A 20,643-nucleotide genomic window follows, 5' to 3' on the forward strand; every position below is an offset into this window, starting at 1 on the left:
TTGTTGTTATGTTTTTTTTTGTAATGATTCTGCGTCACCCGAATACAACACAGAGTAGTTCTTCGTCAGCGTCAAATGTGTATAAGGGACAGGATCCCCTGCGCGAAGCCAGCGCGAGCACGGCCGACGGTGTAAGTGCCAGTGCCGATGCCGGCGCCGTCAGCGCCGAGCGCTACGCCCCCGCGTCGCGCAGGAATTCGATGCCGATCCGCTTGAAGTCGCGCGACCCCGGAGCGTTGAAGTGGTGGCGCCCCTCGATCTCGGCGAACGTGCCGTGCGGCAGCTGCGCGGCGAGCTGCTTCGAGTCGTCGAAGATGAGATCCTCCGTGCCGGTGGCGACGAGCACGGGCTGCTGCGGCGGACGCCCCAGGTCGGGGTTCTCGTCGCCGAACCGCATGCCGCCGGCGAGCGCGATGAGCGCCGCGAGGTCGTTCTCGGGCACGCGCTCGGCGAGTTTCACGTAGTTCTGGGTGGCGCGATCCGTCACCGGGGTGCCGTTGGCGAGATAGTCGTTCGCCTGCGCGAGGTCGAGGCGCCCGAGCGGGCGGCCGTCGGGGATGCCGCCGAGCACGGCGCGCTCGACGCGATCCGCGAGGTCGACCGCCACGTGCCACCCGACGCGGGCGCCGAGCGAGTAGCCGAGGTAGCGCACCGGGTCGATCATATAAGTGTCGAGGATCACCTCGACGTCTGACACCAGCAGCGGCATCTGGTAGTTGCGGGGCTCGACCGGCTTCTCGCTCATGCCGTGACCGCGCTGGTCGATGCCGAGCACCCGGAAGCCCTCGCGCAGCAGCCCGCCCACCCAGCCGGTGCTCACCCAGTTGTCGCGGCAGCTCGACGCGAAACCGTGCACCGCCAGCACCACGGGAGCGTCCTCATCGCCCCAGGTGTACGTGGCCAGGCGGAACCCCTCCTCCGACATCACGTAGACGGGTTCGGGCATCTCGGGGATCAGCGGAGTCGACATCCCTCCATTGTGGCGGGCGCTGCGGGGCGTGCGCTGTCGTTCGGTGCGGCGTGCCGCGGGGCGTGCGCTGCCGTTCGGTGCGGCGAGCCGCGTGACGCGCTCTCACCTCAGCGTCTCGCGCCTCTCAGGTTTGGTCGGTCTCGGTCGCGGAGCCGGTGGAGCCGGTGGAACCGATGGGAAATGCTCTGGCGACGAGCTCATCGGGGCTGATGCCCGAGTCGCGGGCCGCCGTCACGATGCGGCGCACCGAAGCGGGTGAGAGCCGGGCGTCCGTCGCATTCGACGTCGCACGGGGGCCGTTTCTGAGCGCGAGCGTGAGGATCGGCAGCACCACGATGCCGAGCGCGGCGAGTATCCAGACGATACCCATCGCCCGGTAGTATCCGTCGCTCGTGGGAACCTTCCAGATCGGCAGCATCGTCATCCACACGCCGATGCCGATCAGCCCCAGCGTGACGCAGAGCCCGATGCGCACAGCTCGGATGTCGTGCTCGACGAGGAGGAGGAGCAGCGAGCAGATCGACAGGGCGCCGGTGATGGTGCACGCGGTGGTGGTCACCTCGAAGACGGGCTCGTCCCAGCCCACGTGGCCCCAGACGAGTCTGAGGCACCACCCGAGGGTGAGAATCGCCGAGGCGACCGCGACCCATCCGAGCGCTTGCCAGCGCTTGCCGATGAGGACTGCGCCGCAGAACACGGCAACGCTGCAGGTGCCGATGAGAGCCGTGCTGGCGAGCACCTGGAGGGCGAGGATGGTGTCCACGCCGCCGAACAGAACGATGACTCCCGCACTGGCGGCGATCGAGAATGAGGCGATGATCACGATCACCACCCACTGCCTCACGAGCTGAGCGAATGACTTGTGGTTGGCCGGCGCGATGCCTCGAGCGATTATGGGCTTCTCCTCACGGATTCGACCCCCCGGTTGCACTGTAGCAAGCCGCCGTTCGTTCTCTCGCATGCAGTCCCACGCGCTGCGCTCGGGCGGGTCGCGCAGAGCATGCTCGCACCGGAGGGCACTAGCGCGCGACCCGCAGGAAGACGGCTATCGGTGCCTGCGTGTGGGGTGATTGCTCGACCACGGCCGTGACGCCGTAGACGTCGTCGATGAGGGCGGGGGTGACGACGTCTTCGGGTGTTCCGTCGGCGCAGACCTCGCCGTCGCGGAGTACGACGATACGGTCGCAGAAGCGTGCGGCGAGGTTGAGGTCGTGCAGCGCTGCGACCACGGTGATGCTCTCGTCGCGGAGCATCTCGAGCACATCGAGCTGATATCGGATGTCCAGGTGGTTGGTCGGCTCGTCCAGCACGACGATGCGGGGCTGCTGCGCGAGGGCGCGGCCGAACTGCGCGCGCTGTCGTTCGCCGCCCGAGAGCGTCCGCCAGCTGCGGGAACGATGCGCGCTCATCCCGGTCGCTCCGAGCGCATGCTCCACGGCTGCGCGATCGTCCGCGCCGAGCGGCTCGAAGGTGCCGCGGTAGGGGGTGCGGCCCAGCGCGATCGCCTCTTCGACGGTCATGTCCTCATGCACTTCCTGCAGCTGCTCGACGATCGCGAGGCTGCGCGCAAGTCGGCGCCGAGGGATGCGTTCGATCGCCGTCCCATCGACGCGAACTGTCCCTGAATCCGGGCGGCGGAGGCCAGCGAGGATCCGCAGCAGTGAGGTCTTCCCCGCACCGTTGGGGCCGAGAAGTCCCAGCACTGCACCGGAGCGCGCTTCGAGGGACACGTCGTCGAGGATGCGGCGGGAGTGCTTCGTCCAGGTGATGCCGGTGGCCGTGAGCGTGCTCATCGGGCGGCCGCCTTCCTGAGCACGAGGGCGAAGACCGGGGCCCCGAGCAGCGCGGTGACGACTCCCACCGGGACCTCGTGAGGTGAGAACAGCGACCGTGCGCAGGTGTCGACCCAGATGAGGAAGATCGCGCCCCCCAAGGCCGAGAGCGGCAGCAGGACGCGGTGTGCGGGGCCGGCGAGGAGGCGGACGATGTGCGGGACGAGCAGCCCGATGAAGCCGATCGCCCCGGAGGCTGCGACGGCCGCCGCAGTCATCAGCGCGGTGAGGATCATGAGCGACACTCGTGCGCGCGTGACGTTGATGCCGAGGGAGGCTGCGGTGTCCCACCCGAAGGCGAAGGCGTCGAGTGCGGGAGCGAATACCAGGCACAGGAGCGCAGCGGCGAGGATCACCGCTCCCGCGATCAGCAGAGGCTCCCAGCGGGCGCCGCCCAGCGATCCCAGCAGCCAGTAGGTGAACCCTCGTGTGGAGTCCGCGTCTCCGTCCAGCATGAGCACCAGGGAGGTCACCGCGGAGAAGAACTGCGAGACCAGCACGCCGGTGAGCACCACGCGAGCGGGGTTCGAGATGCGCCCACCGCCGATCAGCAGGAGGACGATCCCGAACGCGACGATCGCGCCGACGAACGCACCCGTCGACAGATTCACCGCGCCCGATCCGAGTCCGAGGATCATCACCGCGACCGCGCCGGTTGACGCGCCGGACGAGACCCCGAGCAGATACGGCTCCGCGAGCGGGTTGCGCGTGATCGACTGGAGTACGGCGCCCGAGACGGCGAGCCCCATGCCGACCACTGCAGCCAGGAGCACCCTCGGCAGCCGAGACTCCCAGATCAGCGCGTCGATCAGTGGCGGCGCCTCGGGGCCGGGCGCGATAGTGCCGAGGCCGAGGCGGCGCACCAGGATGCCGTACACGTCGACTGGGCCGATGCCTGCCGTGCCGATGAAGGCCGCCGTTAGCACCGAGAGCACGAGGCCGACCGAGAAGATCACCGAGACGATCCCGGCACGCAGGCGGCGCGTGGGGCCGGGCTGCACCCGTTCCAGGTCGGGCGCACCGTGCGGGCCCGACGACGCCCGTCCCGTCTGAGCAACAGATGTCGTCATCGTCGCGCGAGCACCACGACGTCGTCCCAGAACCGCCAGAGCACTCCCGCCTCACGGAAGCCCGCCGTGCCCAGCGCGCTCAGATGCAGTTCCACGGGCGCGTCGATCGTGGGCGGACGATCCGCGAAACGGCGTTCGCGCTCCGGCCGGAGCGCCGCGAGCTCGGGAACGGTCATGACGTGATCCCACCACTGATCCCAGCTCAGCACCCCGCGCGCGTAGGCCTCTCGTTGCGTGCGCGCGTCGTCTGCACCGGCTCCGGTGGCGAGGAATGGCTGCGTCCGCGAGTCGTAACGGAGGTGATCGGCGTTGAGGAAGAGGCCGCCCTCGGGGAGCAGCCCTCCCAGCTGTTCGTAGACGGCGACGAGCCGGTGCGGCGCGAGCCAGTGCAGCGCCGTCGAGGAGACCGCGACGTGGATCGCAGCCGTTTTCGCAGCCGCTTCCACGGCTGCGGGCCAGTTCCCCGCCAGATCCGCATCCACCGGCGTGAACCTTCCCGGATGCCGCCCCTCGAGCCAGGCGCCTGCGATGCGCAGCAGAACCGGATCGTAGTCGATGCCGATCACCCTGGCCTCCGGGAAGCGGTCGAGAATCCGCTGGGAGAGGCTTCCCGGACCGCAGGCGACATCGAGTACGGTCAGTCCGGCCCCGTTCTCGTCGAATTCGTCCGCTCCGGCGAGCAGATGCGCGATCGCGTCGAGCATGATGGCGAACCGCTGCTCGCGGTGCGTGATGTAGGCGGCCTGCTGATCATCCCAACTGCGGATGAGCGCCGAGAGCGATTCCCCCCTCATTCTCCGCTCCCCAGGCCGACCAGACCGTCGGCGACGGCGGTGATCGCCTCCACGCTGTGGATCGAGGGATCCATGTGCTGGCCGGGCACGACGATGAAGCGCTCGTTGATCACGGCATCCATCGTCCGGGTCAGTGGATCGCTCTTGAGGAAGTCGATCTTCTCCTGAGCCGAGTCACCGGGGTACCCGCGCGTCAGGTCGCCGAGGATGATGACATCGGGGTCTCGCTGGGCGATCTCGTCCCAGCTGACCTCCGGCCACTTCGTATCCGCATCGTCGAACAGGTTCTTTGCGCCGAGCATCTCGGTGACCGTCTGCGGCAGACCACCGGGCCCGGCCACCGACGGGGTGGAGGCGGAGGCGGCGGTCGAATAGAACCAGACGAGCTTCGGCGTACCCTCGATCTGCTCCGCCGTCGCGAGCCCCTCATCGATGATCCGCTGCTGCTCGGCGACGACCTGCTCGCCCGCCTCCGGAACGTCGAAGATCTTCGCGATGGTCTCGATCTCGTCGAAGAGCATCTCGAAGGTCGCTCCGCCCTCGACGGCCTCGTGGTAGGTGCAGTCGAACTCGGTCAGGTACGTCGGCACCCCCAGCTCGTGCAGTTCGGCGCGCTCCCCCGCGTTCTCCCGGGTCAGGAAGGATGCGAAGGAGGAGTAGACGAAGTCGGGCTGCGCCTCCAGCAGCGTCTCGAGCGTGAGGATCCCGTCGGAGAGCAGCGGGATGCTCTCGTAGGCTGCGGCGATGTCGTCGGCGACCGGCTGATTCTGGTAGGCGGTGCCCACGACGCGATCCTCCACGCCCAGCGCGATGAGGATCTCGGTCGCCGACTGGTTCAGCGAGACGGCTCGCTGGGGCGTGCTGTCGAGGACGACCTCGGTTCCGCAGTTCTCGATCGTCATCGGGAACGCGCCGCCCCCTGCGCCTCCGCCTTGCGCGCCGACCTCTTCCGCGGGTGATGCTCCGGAGCAGCCTGCGAGCGCGGTGACTACCGCCAGCGTACTAATAATGGGAATCATTCTCATTTTCACGAGACTCATCCTACGCGAGAGACGGCCGTGCGCTGCGCACGCCCGGCGCCGATTCGGTGCGCGACGGGCCGGAAGCGACCGGTCGACGCGCCTCCGCCCTTCGGGAGGAGGTGCGAAAAGAGGCCCGGATCTGCAGCAACCTGCAGTTCCGGGCCTCCCCGTCGACTCGTGTCGGAGCCTCTCGAGAACGTGGACGCTAGAAGTCCCAGTCCTCGTCTTCCGTGGCGACGGCCTTGCCGATGACGTACGACGAGCCCGACCCGCTGAAGAAGTCGTGGTTCTCGTCGGCGTTGGGCGAGAGCGACGACAGGATCGCCGGGTTGACGTCGGTCATTTCCTTCGGGAACATCGGCTCGTAGCCGAGGTTCATGAGCGCCTTGTTGGCGTTGTAGTGGAGGAACTTCTTGACGTCCTCGGTGAGGCCCACCGGGTCGTACAGGTCGGCGGTGTACTTGACCTCGTTCTCGTACAGCTCGTACATGAGCGAGAACGTGTAGTCCTTGAGCTCCTGGCGGCGCTCCTCGGTCTCGTTCTCGAGACCCTTCTGGAACTTGTAGCCGATGTAGTAGCCGTGCACGGCCTCGTCGCGGATGATGAGGCGGATCAGGTCTGCCGTGTTGGTGAGCTTCGCGTGGCTCGACCAGTACATGGGCAGGTAGAAGCCCGAGTAGAAGAGGAACGACTCGAGCAGCGTCGAGGCGACCTTGCGCTTCAGGGGATCATCGCCCTCGTAGTAGTCGGTGATGATCTGCGCCTTCTTCTGCAGATTCGGGTTCTCCATCGACCAGCGGAACGCGTCGTCGATCTCCTGCGTGGAGCAGAGCGTCGAGAAGATCGACGAGTAGCTCTTGGCGTGCACGGACTCCATGAACGCGATGTTCGTGTAGACGGCCTCCTCGTGCGGGGTGATCGCGTCGGGGATCAGCGACACGGCGCCGACGGTGCCCTGGATCGTGTCGAGCAGGGTGAGACCCGTGAACACGCGCATGGTGAGCAGCTGCTCCTGCGGCGTGAGGGTGGCCCACGACTGCACGTCGTTCGACAGCGGCACCTTCTCGGGAAGCCAGAAGTTGTTGACGAGTCGGTTCCAGACCTCGAGGTCCTTGTCGTCCTGGATCCGGTTCCAGTTGATCGCCTGCACGGCGTGGCCCAGCTTGAAGTTCATCGGGTTCTCTCTACTCCGGTGGTTTCTGTGTCGTTATGCCCTGATCGCGGGGATCACAGCATGCAGCTGACGCACTCCGACATGTCGGTGCCCTCGAGTGCGAGCTGACGCAGGCGGATGTAGTAGATCGTCTTGATGCCCTTGCGCCATGCGTAGATCTGCGCCTTGTTGATGTCGCGCGTCGTCGCGGTGTCCTTGAAGAACAGGGTGAGCGACAGGCCCTGATCGACGTGCTGCGTGGCCGCGGCGTAGGTGTCGATGATCTTCTCGGGGCCGATCTCGTAGGCGTCGGTGTAGTACTCGAGGTTCTCGTTCGTCATGAACGGTGCCGGGTAGTACACGCGGCCCAGCTTGCCCTCCTTGCGGATCTCGATCTTCGACGCGATCGGGTGGATCGAGCTCGTCGAGTTGTTGATGTACGAGATCGAGCCGGTCGGGGGCACGGCCTGCAGGTTCTGGTTGTAGATGCCGTGCTCCATGACGCTCGCCTTGAGCTCGCGCCAGTCGGCCTGGTTCGGGATCGCGATTCCGGCCTGCGCGAAGAGCTCGGCGACCCGCGGCGTGGCCGGCGCCCACTCCTGCTCGGTGTACTTGTCGAAGAACTCGCCCGACGCGTACTGGGAGTCCTCGAAGCCGCCGAACACGGTCTGGCGCTCGATCGCGATGCGGTTGGAGGCCTGCAGCGCGTGGAACAGCACCGTGTAGAAGTAGATGTTCGTGAAGTCGATGCCCTCTTCGGAGCCGTAGTGCACGTGCTCGCGGGCCAGGTAGCCGTGGAGGTTCATCTGGCCGAGGCCGATGGCGTGCGACTGGTCGTTGCCGTCCTCGATCGACCGCACCGACGAGATGTGGCTCTGGTCGCTGACGGAGGTGAGGGCGCGGATCGCGAGCTCGACGGTGCCGCCGAGGTTGCCGCCATCCATCGCGGCCGCGATGTTCATGGAGCCGAGGTTGCACGAGATGTCCTTGCCGATCTCGGCGTAGCTCAGGTCCTCGTTGTACGTGGTCGGGGTGTTGACCTGGAGGATCTCGGAGCACAGGTTCGACATGTTGATGCGGCCCTTGATCGGGTTCGCCCGGTTCACCGTGTCCTCGAACACGATGTAGGGGTAGCCCGACTCGAACTGCAGCTCGGCGATCGTCTGGAAGAAGTGGCGCGCGTTGATCTTCGTCTTCTTGATGCGCGCGTCGTCGACCATCTCGGCGTACTTCTCGGAGATCGAGATGTCGCCGAAGGGCACCCCGTAGACGCGCTCGACGTCGTACGGCGAGAAGAGGTACATGTCCTCGCCCTTCTTGGCGAGTTCGAACGTGATGTCGGGGATGACGACGCCGAGCGACAGCGTCTTGATGCGGATCTTCTCGTCCGCGTTCTCGCGCTTGGTGTCGAGGAAGCGCATGATGTCGGGGTGGTGCGCCGACAGGTAGACGGCGCCGGCGCCCTGTCGCGCGCCGAGCTGGTTCGCGTAGCTGAAGCTGTCTTCGAGCAGCTTCATCACGGGGATGATGCCCGACGACTGGTTCTCGATCTTCTTGATCGGGGCCGCGGTCTCGCGGATGTTCGACAGCAGCAGTGCGACGCCGCCGCCGCGCTTCGAGAGCTGCAGCGACGAGTTGATGCCGCGGGAGATCGACTCCATGTTGTCCTCGATGCGCAGCAGGAAGCAGGAGACGAGTTCGCCGCGCTGCGCCTTGCCGAGGTTGAGGAAGGTGGGGGTCGCCGGCTGGAATCGACCCGACACGATCTCGCGCACGAGGCCGCGGGCGAGCTCGCGGTCGCCCTCGGCGAGCCCGAGGGCCGACATGACGACGCGATCCTCGAAGCGCTCGAGGTAGCGCTTGCCGTCGAACGTCTTGAGCGCGTACGAGGTGAAGAACTTGAAGGCGCCGAGGAACGTCGGGAAGCGGAACTTCATCGCGTACGCCTCGTTGGTGAGCTCCTCGATGAAGGGCACGCCGTACTGCTCGATGAGCTCGCGCTCGTAGTAGTCGTTGTCGATGAGGTACCGCATGCGCTCTTCGAAGTTGTGGAAGAACACCATGTTCTGGTTGACGTGCTGCAGGAAGTACTGGCGCGCCGCCTCACGATCGCGGTCGAACTGGATGTTGCCGTCGGCGTCGTAGAGATTGAGCATCGCGTTCAGCGCGTGGTAGTCCATCTCGCTGATCTTCGACGATTCGAGTCCGGGCTCCATCACTGCGCTCGAGGTGTCGGCGGCTGTTGCTGTCGGGACCAAAACTGTTCCAATCCATCTTGGACGGCGGTGACGTCGTCCGGTGTTCCAAAGAGTTCAAATCGGTAGAGGAAGGGCACTCGGCACTTCCTGGCGATGATGTCGCCGGCGATCCCGTAGGCCTCACCGAAGTTGGTGTTGCCCGCGGCGATCACCCCGCGCAGGTGCATGCGGTTCTCCTCGTCGTTGAGGAACTTGATGACCTGTTTCGGCACGGCCCGCGTCTCGGGGCCTCCCCCGTACGTGGGCAGCAGCAGCACGTACGGCTCGGTGACCCGGAGCGGTTCGTCGCCGGCCCGGATCGGGATCCGCTCGGCCGGCCGGCCGAGCTTCTCCACGAATCGGTGCGTGTTGCCGGAGACGCTGGAGAAGTAGACGAGATCCGCCATACGCTCCTCTTCCTCTCAGCCCGCTCGTTCGCCGCTCCACCGGCGGGGCCCGCCGGTGGCCCGGGGTACTGCGCGGGGCGGGAACCGCTCGTGCCCCCGCCCCGTCACCGCACTGCTACGCGAGACGACCCGCGAGCTCCGAGATCTTGTCGGGGCGGAAGCCCGACCAGTGCTCGTCGTCGGTCACCACCACGGGAGCCTGCAGGTAGCCGAGCTCCTTCACCGCTTCGAGCGCCGTCTCGTCCTGCGAGAGGTCGAGCACGTCGTACTCGATGCCCTTGCTGTCGAGCGCCCGGTAGGTCGCAGTGCACTGCACGCACGACGGCTTGGTGTATACGGTGATCGCCATTTCACGCCCTTCGATAAAAACTCTGCCGCCTCGTCCGAGGCACTACATCTAGTGAACCACACCGGGGCCGACCACAACATGCAGTAGTTACACCAATGTAGTTTTGCACCGGCTTTTCCCGCATCCGGGGGCCCGCACTGGGGAGAACTTTCGGCGCGTTCCCGCACTTCTCGCCCACTTATCCACAACGCCGCGGGGCTCGAAAAATTCCTCCCTCCACACCCTGCTCGGCGTGTCGGAGGAGCGCCCCTCAGGTGAGCGAAACCGGCCACAGCAGCTCCCTCCCATCGGCCGCGAACCAGCGCAGCACGAGCAGCGAATCGGGCGCCCCCGCAGCCGCCTCCGCCCGCGTGCCGCGCACCGCCACGCGCAGCCGCTCGCCCGGCAGCACCGTGCGCGGCAGTGACAGCCCGAGGAGGCCGGCCCCCGCCAGCGAGAACCGAACCGCGTGCAGTGCGGAGGCGCCCGTGTTCTCCACTTCGATGACCCCGCTGCCCGAACGCTGCGCGATGCGCCAGGGCGCCACGATCGCGCCACCGGCATCGCGGGCGCGGGCGTCGCCGGCAGTGCCCGCGCCGCGCCCACCGGCGTCGCGCGGGGCGCGGCCGACCGGAGCGACGGGAGCCACGGGAACGACCGGAGCGGCAGGAGCTCCGGAGCGCGACCGCGGCTGCAGCCGCGCTGAGAGGCGGAACGGGATCATGCCTCGATCGTCGCGCCGACCGCCGACATTCACGGACCGCTACGGCAGATACGCCTCCAGCGGCTGCAGCGCGGGCTGCGAGCGCTCGTCGGCGACCGCTGCCGCGCCCACGGCGCAGGCCGCGGCCAGCGCGTCGGCCTCGGCGACGCCCGAGATCAGCGCCGCCACGAGCGCGGCGCAGAACGCGTCGCCCGCACCCACGGTGCTCACCACGGCTGCGGCGGGCGACGCCGCGCGCGCCACCTCCGCCCCGCCCCGCAGCAGCTTCGCCCCCTCCGCACCGAGGCTGACCGCCACGAGCGGGCCGGCGCCCTCCCCGTGCAGCGCGGGCAGCGCCGCGAACTCGGTCTCGTTCACGATCACGAGATCCGCCCGCCGCAGCACCGCCTCCGGCAGCTCCGCCGCGGGTGCCGCGTTCACCGCGAAGAATCCCGTGCACGCGCCCGCCGCGGCGACGACGGCGGCCATCGGCACCTCGAGCTGCACGAGCACCGCCTCGCCCGGCGCGAACGCATCGGGCGCCACCGTCACGGCCGCGTTCGCCCCCGGGCACACGCTGATCTGGTTCTCCCCCGCCGCGTCCACGGCGATGAGCGCCACCCCCGTCGGCTCGTCGACCGTGCGCACCGCAGACGCGTCCACGCCCGCCGCGAGGAGGGTGTCGCGAGCCAGCATCCCGTCGGCGTCGTCGCCGACCGCTCCGATCATGCGCGTCGCGACGCCCAGCGCCGCTGCCGCGGCCGCCTGATTCGCGCCCTTGCCTCCGGGAAGCCGGGAGAACGATCCCCCGCCGACCGTCTCCCCCGGCTGGGGCAGGGCGGCCGTGCGGGCGATGAGATCGAGGTTGATGCTGCCGACGACGGCGAGGCGGGGAGAACGCGTCACTGCGGGCCTTCCTGGAGCGGGCGGACTGCGGGCGATCCGGATCGGATCACACGTGATGATACGAGCGGTTCGCCGATATCTCCTGCGAGCGGTACAGCTGCTCGACGAGCACGAGGCGCACGAGCTGGTGCGGGAAGACGAGCCGCGAGAGGCTCCACACGAAATCGGCGCGCGCCCGCACCCGGTCGTCCACGCCGTACGCCCCGCCGATGATCACCGTCACCGACCGGCCCGCGTCGAACGCGCCCTGCAGCGTGCGCGCCAGCTCGGGCGAATCGACATTGCGCCCGCGCTCGTCGAGCAGCACGACGAATGCGTCGCGATCCAGCTTCGCGAGCAGCCGATCCGACTCCTCGGCGCGCGCCGCCTCCCCCTCGCGGGAGGAGTGCGGCAGCAGCTGCCACGCCGTGTCGAACGGCTTGCGCAGGCGCTTCTCGTACCGGCCGATGCCCTCCGACACCCAGCTCTCGTGCTTCTTGCCGACGGCGAGCACCCGGACGCTCACGCCCGCCTCGTCTCGAGGTACTCCGCGATGCGCCCGATGGCCTCGGTGAGCACCGGCACCGACGGCAGCGTGACGAACCGCAGATGATCGGGCGTCGGCAGGTTGAAGCCGCGGCCGTTGGTGACGAGCACGTGCGTGGCGCGCAGCACATCGATGACGAACCGCTGATCGTCGACGATCGGGTACACCTCGGGGTCGAGCCGCGGGAACAGGTACATCGCGCCGCCGGGCAGCTCGCAGTCGACCCCCGGTATCCCGGTGAGCAGCCGGTGCGCCGCATCCCGCTGCTCGCGCAGCCGCCCGCCCGGGGCGCACAGCTCGGCGATGCCCGACCAGTTCGACGCCGCCGACAGGGCGACGGGGATCGCGTGCTGCGCCGGCACATTCGCGCACATGCGCATGTTCGCGAGCAGCTGCAGCCCCTCCAGGAAGTCGCGGCCCCGGGCCCGGTCGCCCGAGATCGCGAGCCACCCCGCCCGGTAGCCCGCGACGCGCTGCGCCTTCGACAAGCCGCTGAACGTGAGGCAGAGGGTGTCGCGCACGTGCAGCGCCGCATGCTCGTGCCGGGCGCCGTCGTACAGGATGCGCTCGTAGATCTCGTCGGCCATGAGCACGAGGCCGTGCCGCTCGGCGAGCGCGGAGAACCCGCGCACCAGCTCCGCCGAGTACACGGCCCCCGTCGGATTGTTGGGGTTGATGAGCACGATGCCCTTCGTGGCGGGCGTCACGAGGCGTTCGATCGCGTCGAGGTCGGGCATCCACCCGTTCGCCTCGTCGCACGGGTAGTGCACGGCGAGGCCGCCCGAGAGGGTGACCTGCGCCGTCCAGAGCGGGTAGTCGGGCGACGGCACGAGCACCTCGTCGCCCTCGTCGACGAGCGCCTGCACCACCAGCGAGATCATCTCGCTCACGCCGTTGCCGATGAAGACGTCGTCGGGCGTGACGCCCGCGACGCCCTCCTCCGTGTAGTAGCGCGCGACCGCCTCGCGGGCCGGGAGGATGCCGCGCGAATCGCTGTAGCCCTGCGCCTCGGCGAGCGCCTCCTGCAGCCGCTCCACGATCTCGGGCGGCGCCTCGAACCCGAACGGCGCCGGGTTGCCGATGTTCAGCTTCAGGATCCGATGGCCCTCGCGCTCGAGGCGCTCGGCCTCCTGCAGGATCGGGCCGCGCACGTCGTAGCGCACCCCCGCGAGCTTCCGTGACTGGGTGATAGTGCGCACGGTCACGATCCTACGTCGCGCGGCCGCTCGGCCGCCGCCGCGCTCCCTCTTCCTCTTCTGCGAGTTCCTCTTCTGCGAGCGGGGTCACTTCCGGAGGGTGTTGCAGCGGTCGCGCACGCCCACACGCTCCGAAAGCGACCCCGCTCGCAGATTCGGCGCGGCAGCAGCGGAGCGCGGCAGCAGCGGAGCGGCGGAGCCGCAGCGGCGGAGCCGGATCGCGATCAGCGCTCCGAGAGCACCGGAACGGGGCGCCGGAAGCCGCCCGTCGCGACGGCGAGCATCACGACGCCGAGCGCGAGCCACACGCCGCCCACCGCGTACGCCTCGGGGTGCAGCTGCGAGAACAGGTACAGGTCGACGGCGAAGCCCGCGATGGGGATGAGGCTCAGCAGCGCCTGCACCGCGACCGAGCGCAACCGCTCGGCGCGCCGCCAGATCCACACGAGGAACGCCACGTTCACCAATGCGAACGCCAGGAACGCGCCGAAGTTGATGTACGCGGTCGCCGTGCCGATGTCGAGCAGCATGCCGAGCATGCCGATCGCGCCGATCAGCAGGATGTTGAGCCACGGCACGCGGAACGCGTTGCTGAGCCGCCCGAACACCGCCCGCGGCAGCACGCCGTCGCGCCCCATCACGAAGAGCAGCCGGCTCGACGTCGCCTGGATCGCGAGGCCCGACCCGAACCCGGCGATGACGCTCACGAGGTTGTTGATGTTCGTGAACGCGGCACCGCCGGCGAAGATGGAGATCGTGTACCCGGCCGTGTCGGGATCGTCGAAGGCCCCTCCGGGGTGCACGAGCTGCATGAGCAGCGAGACGCCGACGAAGATGCATCCGCCGATGAGCACCGCCAGCACGATCCCCCGCGGGATGTCGCGCTTCGGCTCCTTCGTCTCCTCGCTGAGCGTGCTGATCGCGTCGAACCCGAGGAAGGAGTACGCCGCGATGGCCGCGGCGGAGCTGACGGCGACCACGCTCGTCTCCTCGTTCCAGAGCGCGCTCGAGACGGGCGCGCCGCCCTCGCGTCCGAGGAACAGGAGCAGCACGACCACGAGCGCCGCGACCGAGGCCATCGCGGCGACGGTGAGCACGATGTTCACGCGATCCGCCAGCGCGATGCCCAGCAGGTTGATCGCGGTCGTCGCGCCCACGTTGACGACCAGCCACACCCACAGCGGAATGCCCGGGAACTGCGCGTGCAGGTACGTCGACTGGATCAGCCACGCCACCATCGGCAGGAAGAGGTAGTCGAGCAGGATCACCCACCCGGCGAAGAACCCCGCGACGCGCCCCAGCGTCTTGCCGACGTAGGTGTAGGCGGATCCGGCATTCGGGTACGCCCGCGCGAGCACCGCGTAGGCGATCGCCGTGATGAGCATCGCCGCGGTGGCGATCAGGTACGCCGTCGGCGCGGCGCCGTGGCTCGCCCCCGAGACGACCCCGAACGTCGAGGTGACGATGCCCGGCGCCATGTAGGCGAGCCCGAAGAAGACCACTCCGAGCAGCCCGAGTCGCGGCAGCAGCTTCGTCGGCTGCAGGCCCTGCGCGCCCTGCGCGGCCTCCGCGCCCTGCGCGGCCTGCGCGGCCTGCGCGGACGTCGGCGCGCTCACTCGCCCGCCTCCGCTCCGCGCGGCGCCCACGTCTCGGGCGAGATGCGCCCGGCGTACAGCGGCAGCTCGATCGGCGCGTCGTCGGCGCGGAGCTGCGCCCACGGCCGTGACACCCCCGCCGTGCCGAACCGGCGCACCGCGCTCACCTGGTCGAAGTCGACGACGCTCGTGAGGATCTGCTGCTCCGCGGTCGACGACTGCATGCGGATCGCGCCGTCGGGGTCCACGACGAGCGACCGACCACGACCGGTCGGTGCGGCGGCGTTCACCGATGCGATCCACACCTGATTCATGATGGCGTTGCCGCGCACGATGGCGAGCTCCTGCTCGCGGTCGCTCGTGTTCGTCTGCACGAGGTTCAGGATCAGATCGGCACCCGCCCACGCGAGGTGGCGGGCGTGCTCGGGGAACCAGATGTCGTAGCAGATCGAAATGCCGATCCGCCCGTATCCGGGCAGGTCGAAGACGGTGAACTCGGCGCCGGGGGCGCAGGCCTCGGCCGGGCGCCACGGGAAGATCTTGCGGTACGTCGCGCGCACCTCCCCGTCGGGGCCGAACACCAGCGCGGTGTTGTGCACGCGACCGGAGTCGCTGCGCTCGAAGAAGGTGCCCGGCACCAGCCAGATGCCGAGTTCGGCGGCGAGCGCGGCGAGCCGGGCGAAGCGCTCGTCGTCGAGCGGGCGGGCGAGCCGCTCGATGTCCGGGGTGCCGACGGGGGTGTCGAGGTGCAGCTCGGGGTAGACCCAGAGGCGCATCTGCGGATGGGCGGCGGTGCTCGCGCGGAGATGCTCTGCGAATGCGGACAGTGTCGTGGCGTGATGCTGCACCAGTGCAACACCGAGTGATCGGCTCATGGGCCTTCCCTTCATTGGTTAATGAAACTTTAAATAACTATTGTGCGAGGTGTCAACCGCGCCGTGCGCGGCGCACTGCGCGGCGTTCCGAGTGCTCTGGAAGAATGGGCGCATGGCCCGCCCCCGCAACCAGGAAGCCCGCAAACGAGAACTCATCGCGGTCACATCTCGGCTGCTCGTCGAACGCGGGCAGGGCGGCGCGCGTCTCGTCGACATCGCGGAGGCAGCCTCGCTCACGCCGGCGGCGGTGAGCTACTACTACCCCGATCTCGCCGACCTCTACGCCGACACCTACGAGACGGCGATCGCCGAGTACTCGACGCGGCGCCGCAGGCACGTCGCGGACATCGCATCGCCCGTCGAGCGCCTCACCGAGTGCATCGCACTCGGCGTTCCCCACGCGGGCACGAGCTCGCACGCCGCGACCGTGCTGCTCATGGAGCTCTCGGCGCTCGCGATCCGGCAGGAGCGCATCGTCGCCTCCGGCGCGGAGTTCGAAGCCGAGCAGCTCGACCTGTTCAGCGAGATCCTCGAATCGGGTGCGCGCTCGGGCGCGATGCACCTGCAGTACGACGTGCTCGAGACCGCCCGGGCGATCCTCGCCGTCGAAGACGGGATCGCGATTCCCGTCGTCGCGGGCCGCCTCCCGGCGGAAGATGCGCTGCGCGTCTCCCTGTCGGTCGCGTCGTCGCTGACCGGCGCGAATCTGCTCGCGGGCCGCCCGTAGGGATCGCGGCGGTCCCGGTCCGCTCCGCTCCCCTCACCGACTTCGCGAGCGGGGTCGCTTTCAGTGGGTGTCGCGGCGGCGACACGCACGACGAGTGACCCCGCTCGCAGCGGGGGCGGTGCGGGGCGGGGCGGCGGTGCAGCCCTCGAGCCCGCGTCCTAGGAGCACTGACCGTCGTGCAGCGCTCGCGCGATGCGGTCGGTCTCCTCGGTCATCGTGTATTCGGGAGCTGTCTCGGATCGGCGCTGCAGCTCGTCGAAATCGGCCCCGAAGAACAGCACCGCGTACGAGCTCGTGACGCCCTCCGTGAGCGTTCCGTTGATGGGCGGGCGCGGCGTTCCGCACGTGTCGAAGGTGACCGCGTGAGCGAGCTCGTGCTTCATCACATCGATGAATGCGGGGCTCGAGAGATTCTGCGGATACCCCGGCGCCGTGTCGTTGACGTAGATCACCGAGGGGTTGGCGGCGCAGAAACCGGCCTCCGCGATGCCGGTCGGAGCCGACTCGATGCAGTACTGCCGCACCGCCGAGTAGTCGAAGCTCACCTGGCGCCCGAACTGGGCGGCGAGCAGCTGCGCGGCGGTCGCGTAACTGCCATCGGCGTCGGGCTGAACGACGAACTCCCGCGCGTACGTCTCGGGATCGCCGGCGAGCGGCGCGCCGTCGGGCCCCTCCGCCGGTGCGCGATCGCCGCTGTACTCGTGCACCTCGCCGTTCTCGTCGGTGATCTGCACCGTGACGTCGAGATCCTCACCCGCGGCGAATCTGCGCTCGATCTCCTCGACCTCCGCGACATACGCCTGGATGCGGTCGTCAAGCTCGGCAGCGTCGGTGCTCATCGTCGATCCGGCGAAGCGCAGTGCCGAGCGCAGGTCGGTCAGCTGGTACAGCAGCGCCGCGTAGTAGTCGGATGAGACGCTCCGGCCGTCGGGCGTCATGTCGAAGATCGTGCCGTCCTCGGCGGCCTGCGAGTAGGTGTCGAGGGTGCCGACGACGTACGTCTCCATCGCGTCCCAGCCCGGCCGCTCGTTCATCACGTACACGGTCGCCGCGGTGGACTGCCCGCTGATCGCGTCGTCGACCACCGAGCTGCCCCACTTGCCGAGCGCATTGACGGCGGCGAACAGCAGTCCGACGACGATCCCCACGACCAGCAGGACCCCGAGCGCCACGAACAGCAGCGTCTTCCCGACGTTGATCTTGCGCGGCGCCGGCGGCGCGGATGGGGGCGGGGACTGCAGATGCGGGTGCTGCGGGTGCTGCGGGTGCTGCGGTTGCTGCGGGTGCTGCGGGTGCTGCGGATGCTGCGGGTGCTGCGTGTGCTGCGGGCCGGGAGTGCACTGCGTGTGCTGCGGGCCGGGGGCGTACTGCTGCGGGGCCTGGTGCGTCGGCGGGAGGCCCGGAGGCTGATTCGGGGCGCCGGATGGCTGGATCGGGGCGCCGGGCGGCTGGAGCGGGTGCCCCGGCTGCTGGTTCGGGACGCCGGGCGGGTGGCCGGGGTGGCCGGGGTACTGGTTCGGCTGGCCGGGAGGCTGGATGGGGTGCCCCGACTGCTGGATCGGCTGGCCGGGCGGCTGCTGCGGGTAACCCGACTGATGCGCGTATCCCGATTGCTGCGGCCAGATCTCCGGCTGCTGCGGGCTTACGGGCCCCTGCGGGTACCCGGCTTGCTGCTGAGGTGGCTGCGGCTGCGGGGAACCGGGCTGCTGCTGCGCCTCCGGTTGCTGCGCAGGCGGCTCGGGCTGGCGCGACTCGGTCATGCGTTCACCATACTGAGTCGAACGTCCCGGTCGAGAGCGCGGTCCCACCCACGCACCTCCACACCCCGCATCCCCTTGCGAGCCGGGTCACTTTCGGTGCGTGTCGCCGCTCCGACACGCACGAAAAGTGACCCCGCTCGCACGTAGAGCGGGGCGGAGCGGCAGAGCGGACGGCGGCAGGGTGCCACGGACACATCGCTACCCCCCCCCCATCGCCGCCGCACTCTGCCTCCGCCACTGGAGCCGGGTCACTTTCGGAGCGTGTCGCACCGAAAACCAACGCCGACACCCTCCTGAAGCGACCCCGCTCGCAGAAGGGGTTCGGCGCGGACCGGCCGACGCCGACGCCGCACCGACACCGACACCGCGCCGACACCGACGCCGCCGCCGCCGCCGCCGCAGACCCCGCTCGCACAAGCGCCGTGCCGCCGACGCCGTGCCGCCGACGCCGCCCGCCCCGCCGCTACTGCTGCTGGGCGTAGAGCTCCGCGTAGGCGCCGCCTCGCTCGAGCAGCTGCTGGTGAGTGCCGTGCTCGAGGATGCGCCCCCCGCCGACCACGTAGATGCGGTCGGCGTCGACGATGGTCGAGAGGCGGTGGGCGATCGCGATGGTCGTGCGGCCGCTGCGGGCGTCATCGAGGGCGTGCTGCACGATGCGCTCGTTGACGGTGTCGAGCGCGCTCGTCGCCTCGTCGAGCACGAGCACGCGAGGGTTCTTGAGCAGCACGCGCGCGATCGCGATCCGCTGCTTCTCGCCGCCCGAAAGGCGGTAGCCCCGCTCGCCCACGACGGTCTCGTAGCCGTCGGCGAAGCTCTCGATGGTGTCGTGGATGTTCGCGAGGCGCGCCGCGGCCTGCACCTCGTGCAGCGAGGCGTCGGGCTTCGCGTACCGCAGGTTGGCGAGCACCGAGGCGTGGAACAGGTAGGGCTCCTGCGTCACGACCCCGATGCGGTCCATGAGCGCTTCCTGCCGCAGCTCGCGCACGTCGTCGTCGCCGTAGCGCACGGTGCCCGAGGTGGCGTCGTAGAGGCGGGGCACGAGCGAGCCGATGGTGGTCTTGCCGGATCCGGATGCGCCGACGAAGGCCACGAACTCCCCCGGTTCCACGTGAAACGACACGTCGTCGAGCGTGGGGCGGTCGCCGGGGCCGGCGTCGGGGTAGCGGAACGAGACGTGCTCGAACGCGATGCGACCGGCCTGCCCGGGCGCGTCCGACGGCTCGCGCGCATCGACGGCGTCGACGATGGCGGGCCGCAGATCGAGGTACTCGAAGATGCGGGCGAACAGCGCCTGCGAGGTCTGCAGGTCGAGCGCGATGCGCATGAGGGCGACGAGCGGGAAGAGCAGGCGCGACTGCACCGTGGTGAAGGCGACGATCGTGCCCGCCGTGATGCCGGGGTCAAACCCCTCGCTCTGGCCCCGCGCGATGAGCCACCCCGAGACGAGGTAGACGATCGCGGGCACCGCTGAGAGGAATACCTGCACGAGCGCGAAGAACAGCTGGCCGCTCATCGTCTGCCGCACCTGCAAGTCGATCTGGTTGCGGTTCTCGGCGGAGTAGCGCTCGGTTTCGGCGCTCTGGCGCGAGTAGGTCTTCGCGAGCAGCACGCCCGAGATGGAGAGGGCCTCCTGCGTGATCGCGCTCATCTCGGACAGCGACTCCTGCGTGCGGCCCGCGATCTTCGCTCGGATCTGGCCGACGCGGCGCTGCGCGATCACGAGCACCGGCATGACGACGACCGCGATGAGGGTGAGCTGCCAGCTGAGCAGCAGCATCGCCACGATGGCGGCGACGACGGTGACCGTGTTGCCGATGATGTTGGAGACGGTGTTCGTCAGCACGTTCGCGACGCCGCCGACGTCGTTCTGCAGGCGCGACTGGATCACACCGGTCTTCGTGCGGGTGAAGAAGCCGAGCTCCATGGATTGCAGGTGCGAGAAGAGCCGCACTCTCAGGTCGCCCATGACCCGGTTGCCGACGCGCGCGGTGAAGAGGGTCTGCACGATCCCGAGCCCGGAGGAGATCACGAACACGGCGATCATCGCGCCGACGAGCCAGGCGAGCACGGTGAGGTGCGGCCCGCCGCCGTCGAGCGGGAACAGGCCGTCGTCGAAGATGCGCTGCGTGATCAGCGGCGGCAGGATCGCGAGCGCGGCGGAGACGAGCACGAGGGCGATGATGACGACGAGCTGCGCGCGGTAGGGGCGGAACAGCGCGGCGATGCGGCGCCCGAGCCCCGGCACGGCGGGCGCGTCGCGATTGAGCCTGCGCTGGAGCTCGGCGTCGCCGGCGGAGATGCGGGATCCCCGGCCGACCGGCCCCCCGCCCATGCTCATGCCTCACCCGCTTCCATGCTTCGGAGAATAGCGCGCCGAGAGGCGCTGCGGCGCCGTGTTCGCCCCGGGCTGCGGTGCGCGGTCGGTTTCGACCGCACACCGCGCCGTCCGCTGCGTGACTCCTGCATGTCTCCTGCGCCACTCCGGCGCCACTCCGGCGCCACCGCTGCACCACTCCCGCAACCCCCGGCGCAACCCCCGATC

General features: G+C 69.1%; 19 protein-coding genes. 1 reads left to right on the plus strand and 18 read right to left on the minus strand.

Annotated features, from left to right (window positions below; translation table 11 throughout):
* Positions 1–172: 172 nt before the first annotated feature.
* The 16 genes from NS354_RS09630 to NS354_RS09705 all read right to left on the minus strand — a co-directional run bounded on the left by NS354_RS09630 (position 173) and on the right by NS354_RS09705 (position 15,614).
* The gene (locus tag NS354_RS09630; protein WP_058594298.1) at positions 173–970 is read right to left on the minus strand and encodes an alpha/beta fold hydrolase; all 798 of its coding nucleotides are present in this window, start codon (positions 968–970) and stop codon (positions 173–175) included.
* A gap of 124 nt (positions 971–1,094) precedes the next feature.
* The gene (locus tag NS354_RS09635; protein ID WP_153002169.1) at positions 1,095–1,814 is read right to left on the minus strand and encodes a hypothetical protein; all 720 of its coding nucleotides are present in this window, start codon (positions 1,812–1,814) and stop codon (positions 1,095–1,097) included.
* Positions 1,815–1,989: 175 nt separating this feature from the next.
* Positions 1,990–2,763 (minus strand): ABC transporter ATP-binding protein, encoded by a 774-nt coding sequence (locus NS354_RS09640; protein ID WP_058594300.1) that lies wholly within the window; start codon positions 2,761–2,763, stop codon positions 1,990–1,992.
* Positions 2,760–3,872, minus strand: a complete 1,113-nt coding sequence (locus tag NS354_RS09645; protein ID WP_082678007.1) for a FecCD family ABC transporter permease — start codon at positions 3,870–3,872, stop codon at positions 2,760–2,762. Before NS354_RS09645 ends, NS354_RS09640 begins: the two co-directional genes overlap by 4 nt.
* Positions 3,869–4,666 carry a class I SAM-dependent methyltransferase gene (locus NS354_RS09650; RefSeq protein WP_058594302.1) on the minus strand — a complete coding sequence of 266 codons (798 nt, stop codon included), beginning with the start codon at positions 4,664–4,666 and terminating at the stop codon, positions 3,869–3,871. Before NS354_RS09650 ends, NS354_RS09645 begins: the two co-directional genes overlap by 4 nt.
* Positions 4,663–5,568 (minus strand): ABC transporter substrate-binding protein, encoded by a 906-nt coding sequence (locus tag NS354_RS09655; RefSeq protein ID WP_206542602.1) that lies wholly within the window; start codon positions 5,566–5,568, stop codon positions 4,663–4,665. The genes NS354_RS09650 and NS354_RS09655 overlap by 4 nt, the downstream gene beginning before the upstream one ends.
* A 325-nt stretch (positions 5,569–5,893) precedes the next feature.
* Positions 5,894–6,862, minus strand: a complete 969-nt coding sequence (nrdF, locus tag NS354_RS09660) for a class 1b ribonucleoside-diphosphate reductase subunit beta (RefSeq protein WP_010155851.1) — start codon at positions 6,860–6,862, stop codon at positions 5,894–5,896.
* A 53-nt stretch (positions 6,863–6,915) separates the two neighbouring features.
* Positions 6,916–9,057, minus strand: a complete 2,142-nt coding sequence (nrdE, locus tag NS354_RS09665; RefSeq protein ID WP_058594304.1) for a class 1b ribonucleoside-diphosphate reductase subunit alpha — start codon at positions 9,055–9,057, stop codon at positions 6,916–6,918.
* A complete protein-coding gene (nrdI, locus tag NS354_RS09670; protein ID WP_058594305.1) occupies positions 9,057–9,485 on the minus strand; it encodes a class Ib ribonucleoside-diphosphate reductase assembly flavoprotein NrdI in 429 nt (142 codons plus the stop codon). The genes nrdE and nrdI overlap by 1 nt, the downstream gene beginning before the upstream one ends.
* Before the next feature lie 115 nt (positions 9,486–9,600).
* Complete coding sequence (nrdH, locus tag NS354_RS09675) at positions 9,601–9,834, minus strand: glutaredoxin-like protein NrdH (RefSeq protein ID WP_010155847.1); 234 nt, start codon at positions 9,832–9,834, stop codon at positions 9,601–9,603.
* Positions 9,835–10,084: 250 nt separating this feature from the next.
* The gene (locus NS354_RS09680) at positions 10,085–10,537 is read right to left on the minus strand and encodes a hypothetical protein (RefSeq protein ID WP_058594306.1); all 453 of its coding nucleotides are present in this window, start codon (positions 10,535–10,537) and stop codon (positions 10,085–10,087) included.
* 39 nt (positions 10,538–10,576) lie between these two features.
* Complete coding sequence (locus NS354_RS09685) at positions 10,577–11,422, minus strand: PfkB family carbohydrate kinase (RefSeq protein WP_058594307.1); 846 nt, start codon at positions 11,420–11,422, stop codon at positions 10,577–10,579.
* Between the two features lie 46 nt (positions 11,423–11,468).
* Positions 11,469–11,927, minus strand: a complete 459-nt coding sequence (locus NS354_RS09690) for a 23S rRNA (pseudouridine(1915)-N(3))-methyltransferase RlmH (RefSeq protein ID WP_193750755.1) — start codon at positions 11,925–11,927, stop codon at positions 11,469–11,471.
* A complete protein-coding gene (locus NS354_RS09695; protein ID WP_058594313.1) occupies positions 11,924–13,147 on the minus strand; it encodes a pyridoxal phosphate-dependent aminotransferase in 1,224 nt (407 codons plus the stop codon). Before NS354_RS09695 ends, NS354_RS09690 begins: the two co-directional genes overlap by 4 nt.
* Positions 13,148–13,368: 221 nt before the next feature.
* Positions 13,369–14,760 (minus strand): APC family permease, encoded by a 1,392-nt coding sequence (locus NS354_RS09700; RefSeq protein ID WP_241490471.1) that lies wholly within the window; start codon positions 14,758–14,760, stop codon positions 13,369–13,371.
* Entirely contained in the window at positions 14,757–15,614 is an 858-nt protein-coding gene (locus NS354_RS09705) for a carbon-nitrogen hydrolase family protein (protein ID WP_058594308.1), read from the minus strand. Before NS354_RS09705 ends, NS354_RS09700 begins: the two co-directional genes overlap by 4 nt.
* Before the next feature lie 112 nt (positions 15,615–15,726).
* On the opposite strand from NS354_RS09705, the gene NS354_RS09710 reads away from it, so the two are divergent.
* Positions 15,727–16,341: a TetR/AcrR family transcriptional regulator gene (locus NS354_RS09710; protein ID WP_058594309.1), complete on the plus strand. Its 615-nt coding sequence runs from the start codon at positions 15,727–15,729 to the stop codon at positions 16,339–16,341.
* A 158-nt stretch (positions 16,342–16,499) separates the two neighbouring features.
* Here the strand turns inward: NS354_RS09710 and NS354_RS13610 are convergent, their stop codons facing one another.
* Together NS354_RS13610 and NS354_RS09720 are read right to left on the minus strand one after the other, a co-directional pair.
* On the minus strand, positions 16,500–18,101 hold the full coding sequence (locus NS354_RS13610) for a hypothetical protein (protein ID WP_058594310.1): 1,602 nt from the start codon (positions 18,099–18,101) through the stop codon (positions 16,500–16,502).
* A gap of 463 nt (positions 18,102–18,564) precedes the next feature.
* Positions 18,565–20,433, minus strand: coding sequence for an ABC transporter ATP-binding protein (locus NS354_RS09720; RefSeq protein WP_082678011.1), 1,869 nt, complete (start codon positions 20,431–20,433; stop codon positions 18,565–18,567).
* Positions 20,434–20,643 lie beyond the last annotated feature (210 nt).

The sequence above is a fragment of the Leucobacter chromiiresistens genome, from assembly GCF_001477055.1.
GTDB classification, from domain to species: Bacteria; Actinomycetota; Actinomycetes; order Actinomycetales; family Microbacteriaceae; genus Leucobacter; species Leucobacter chromiiresistens_A.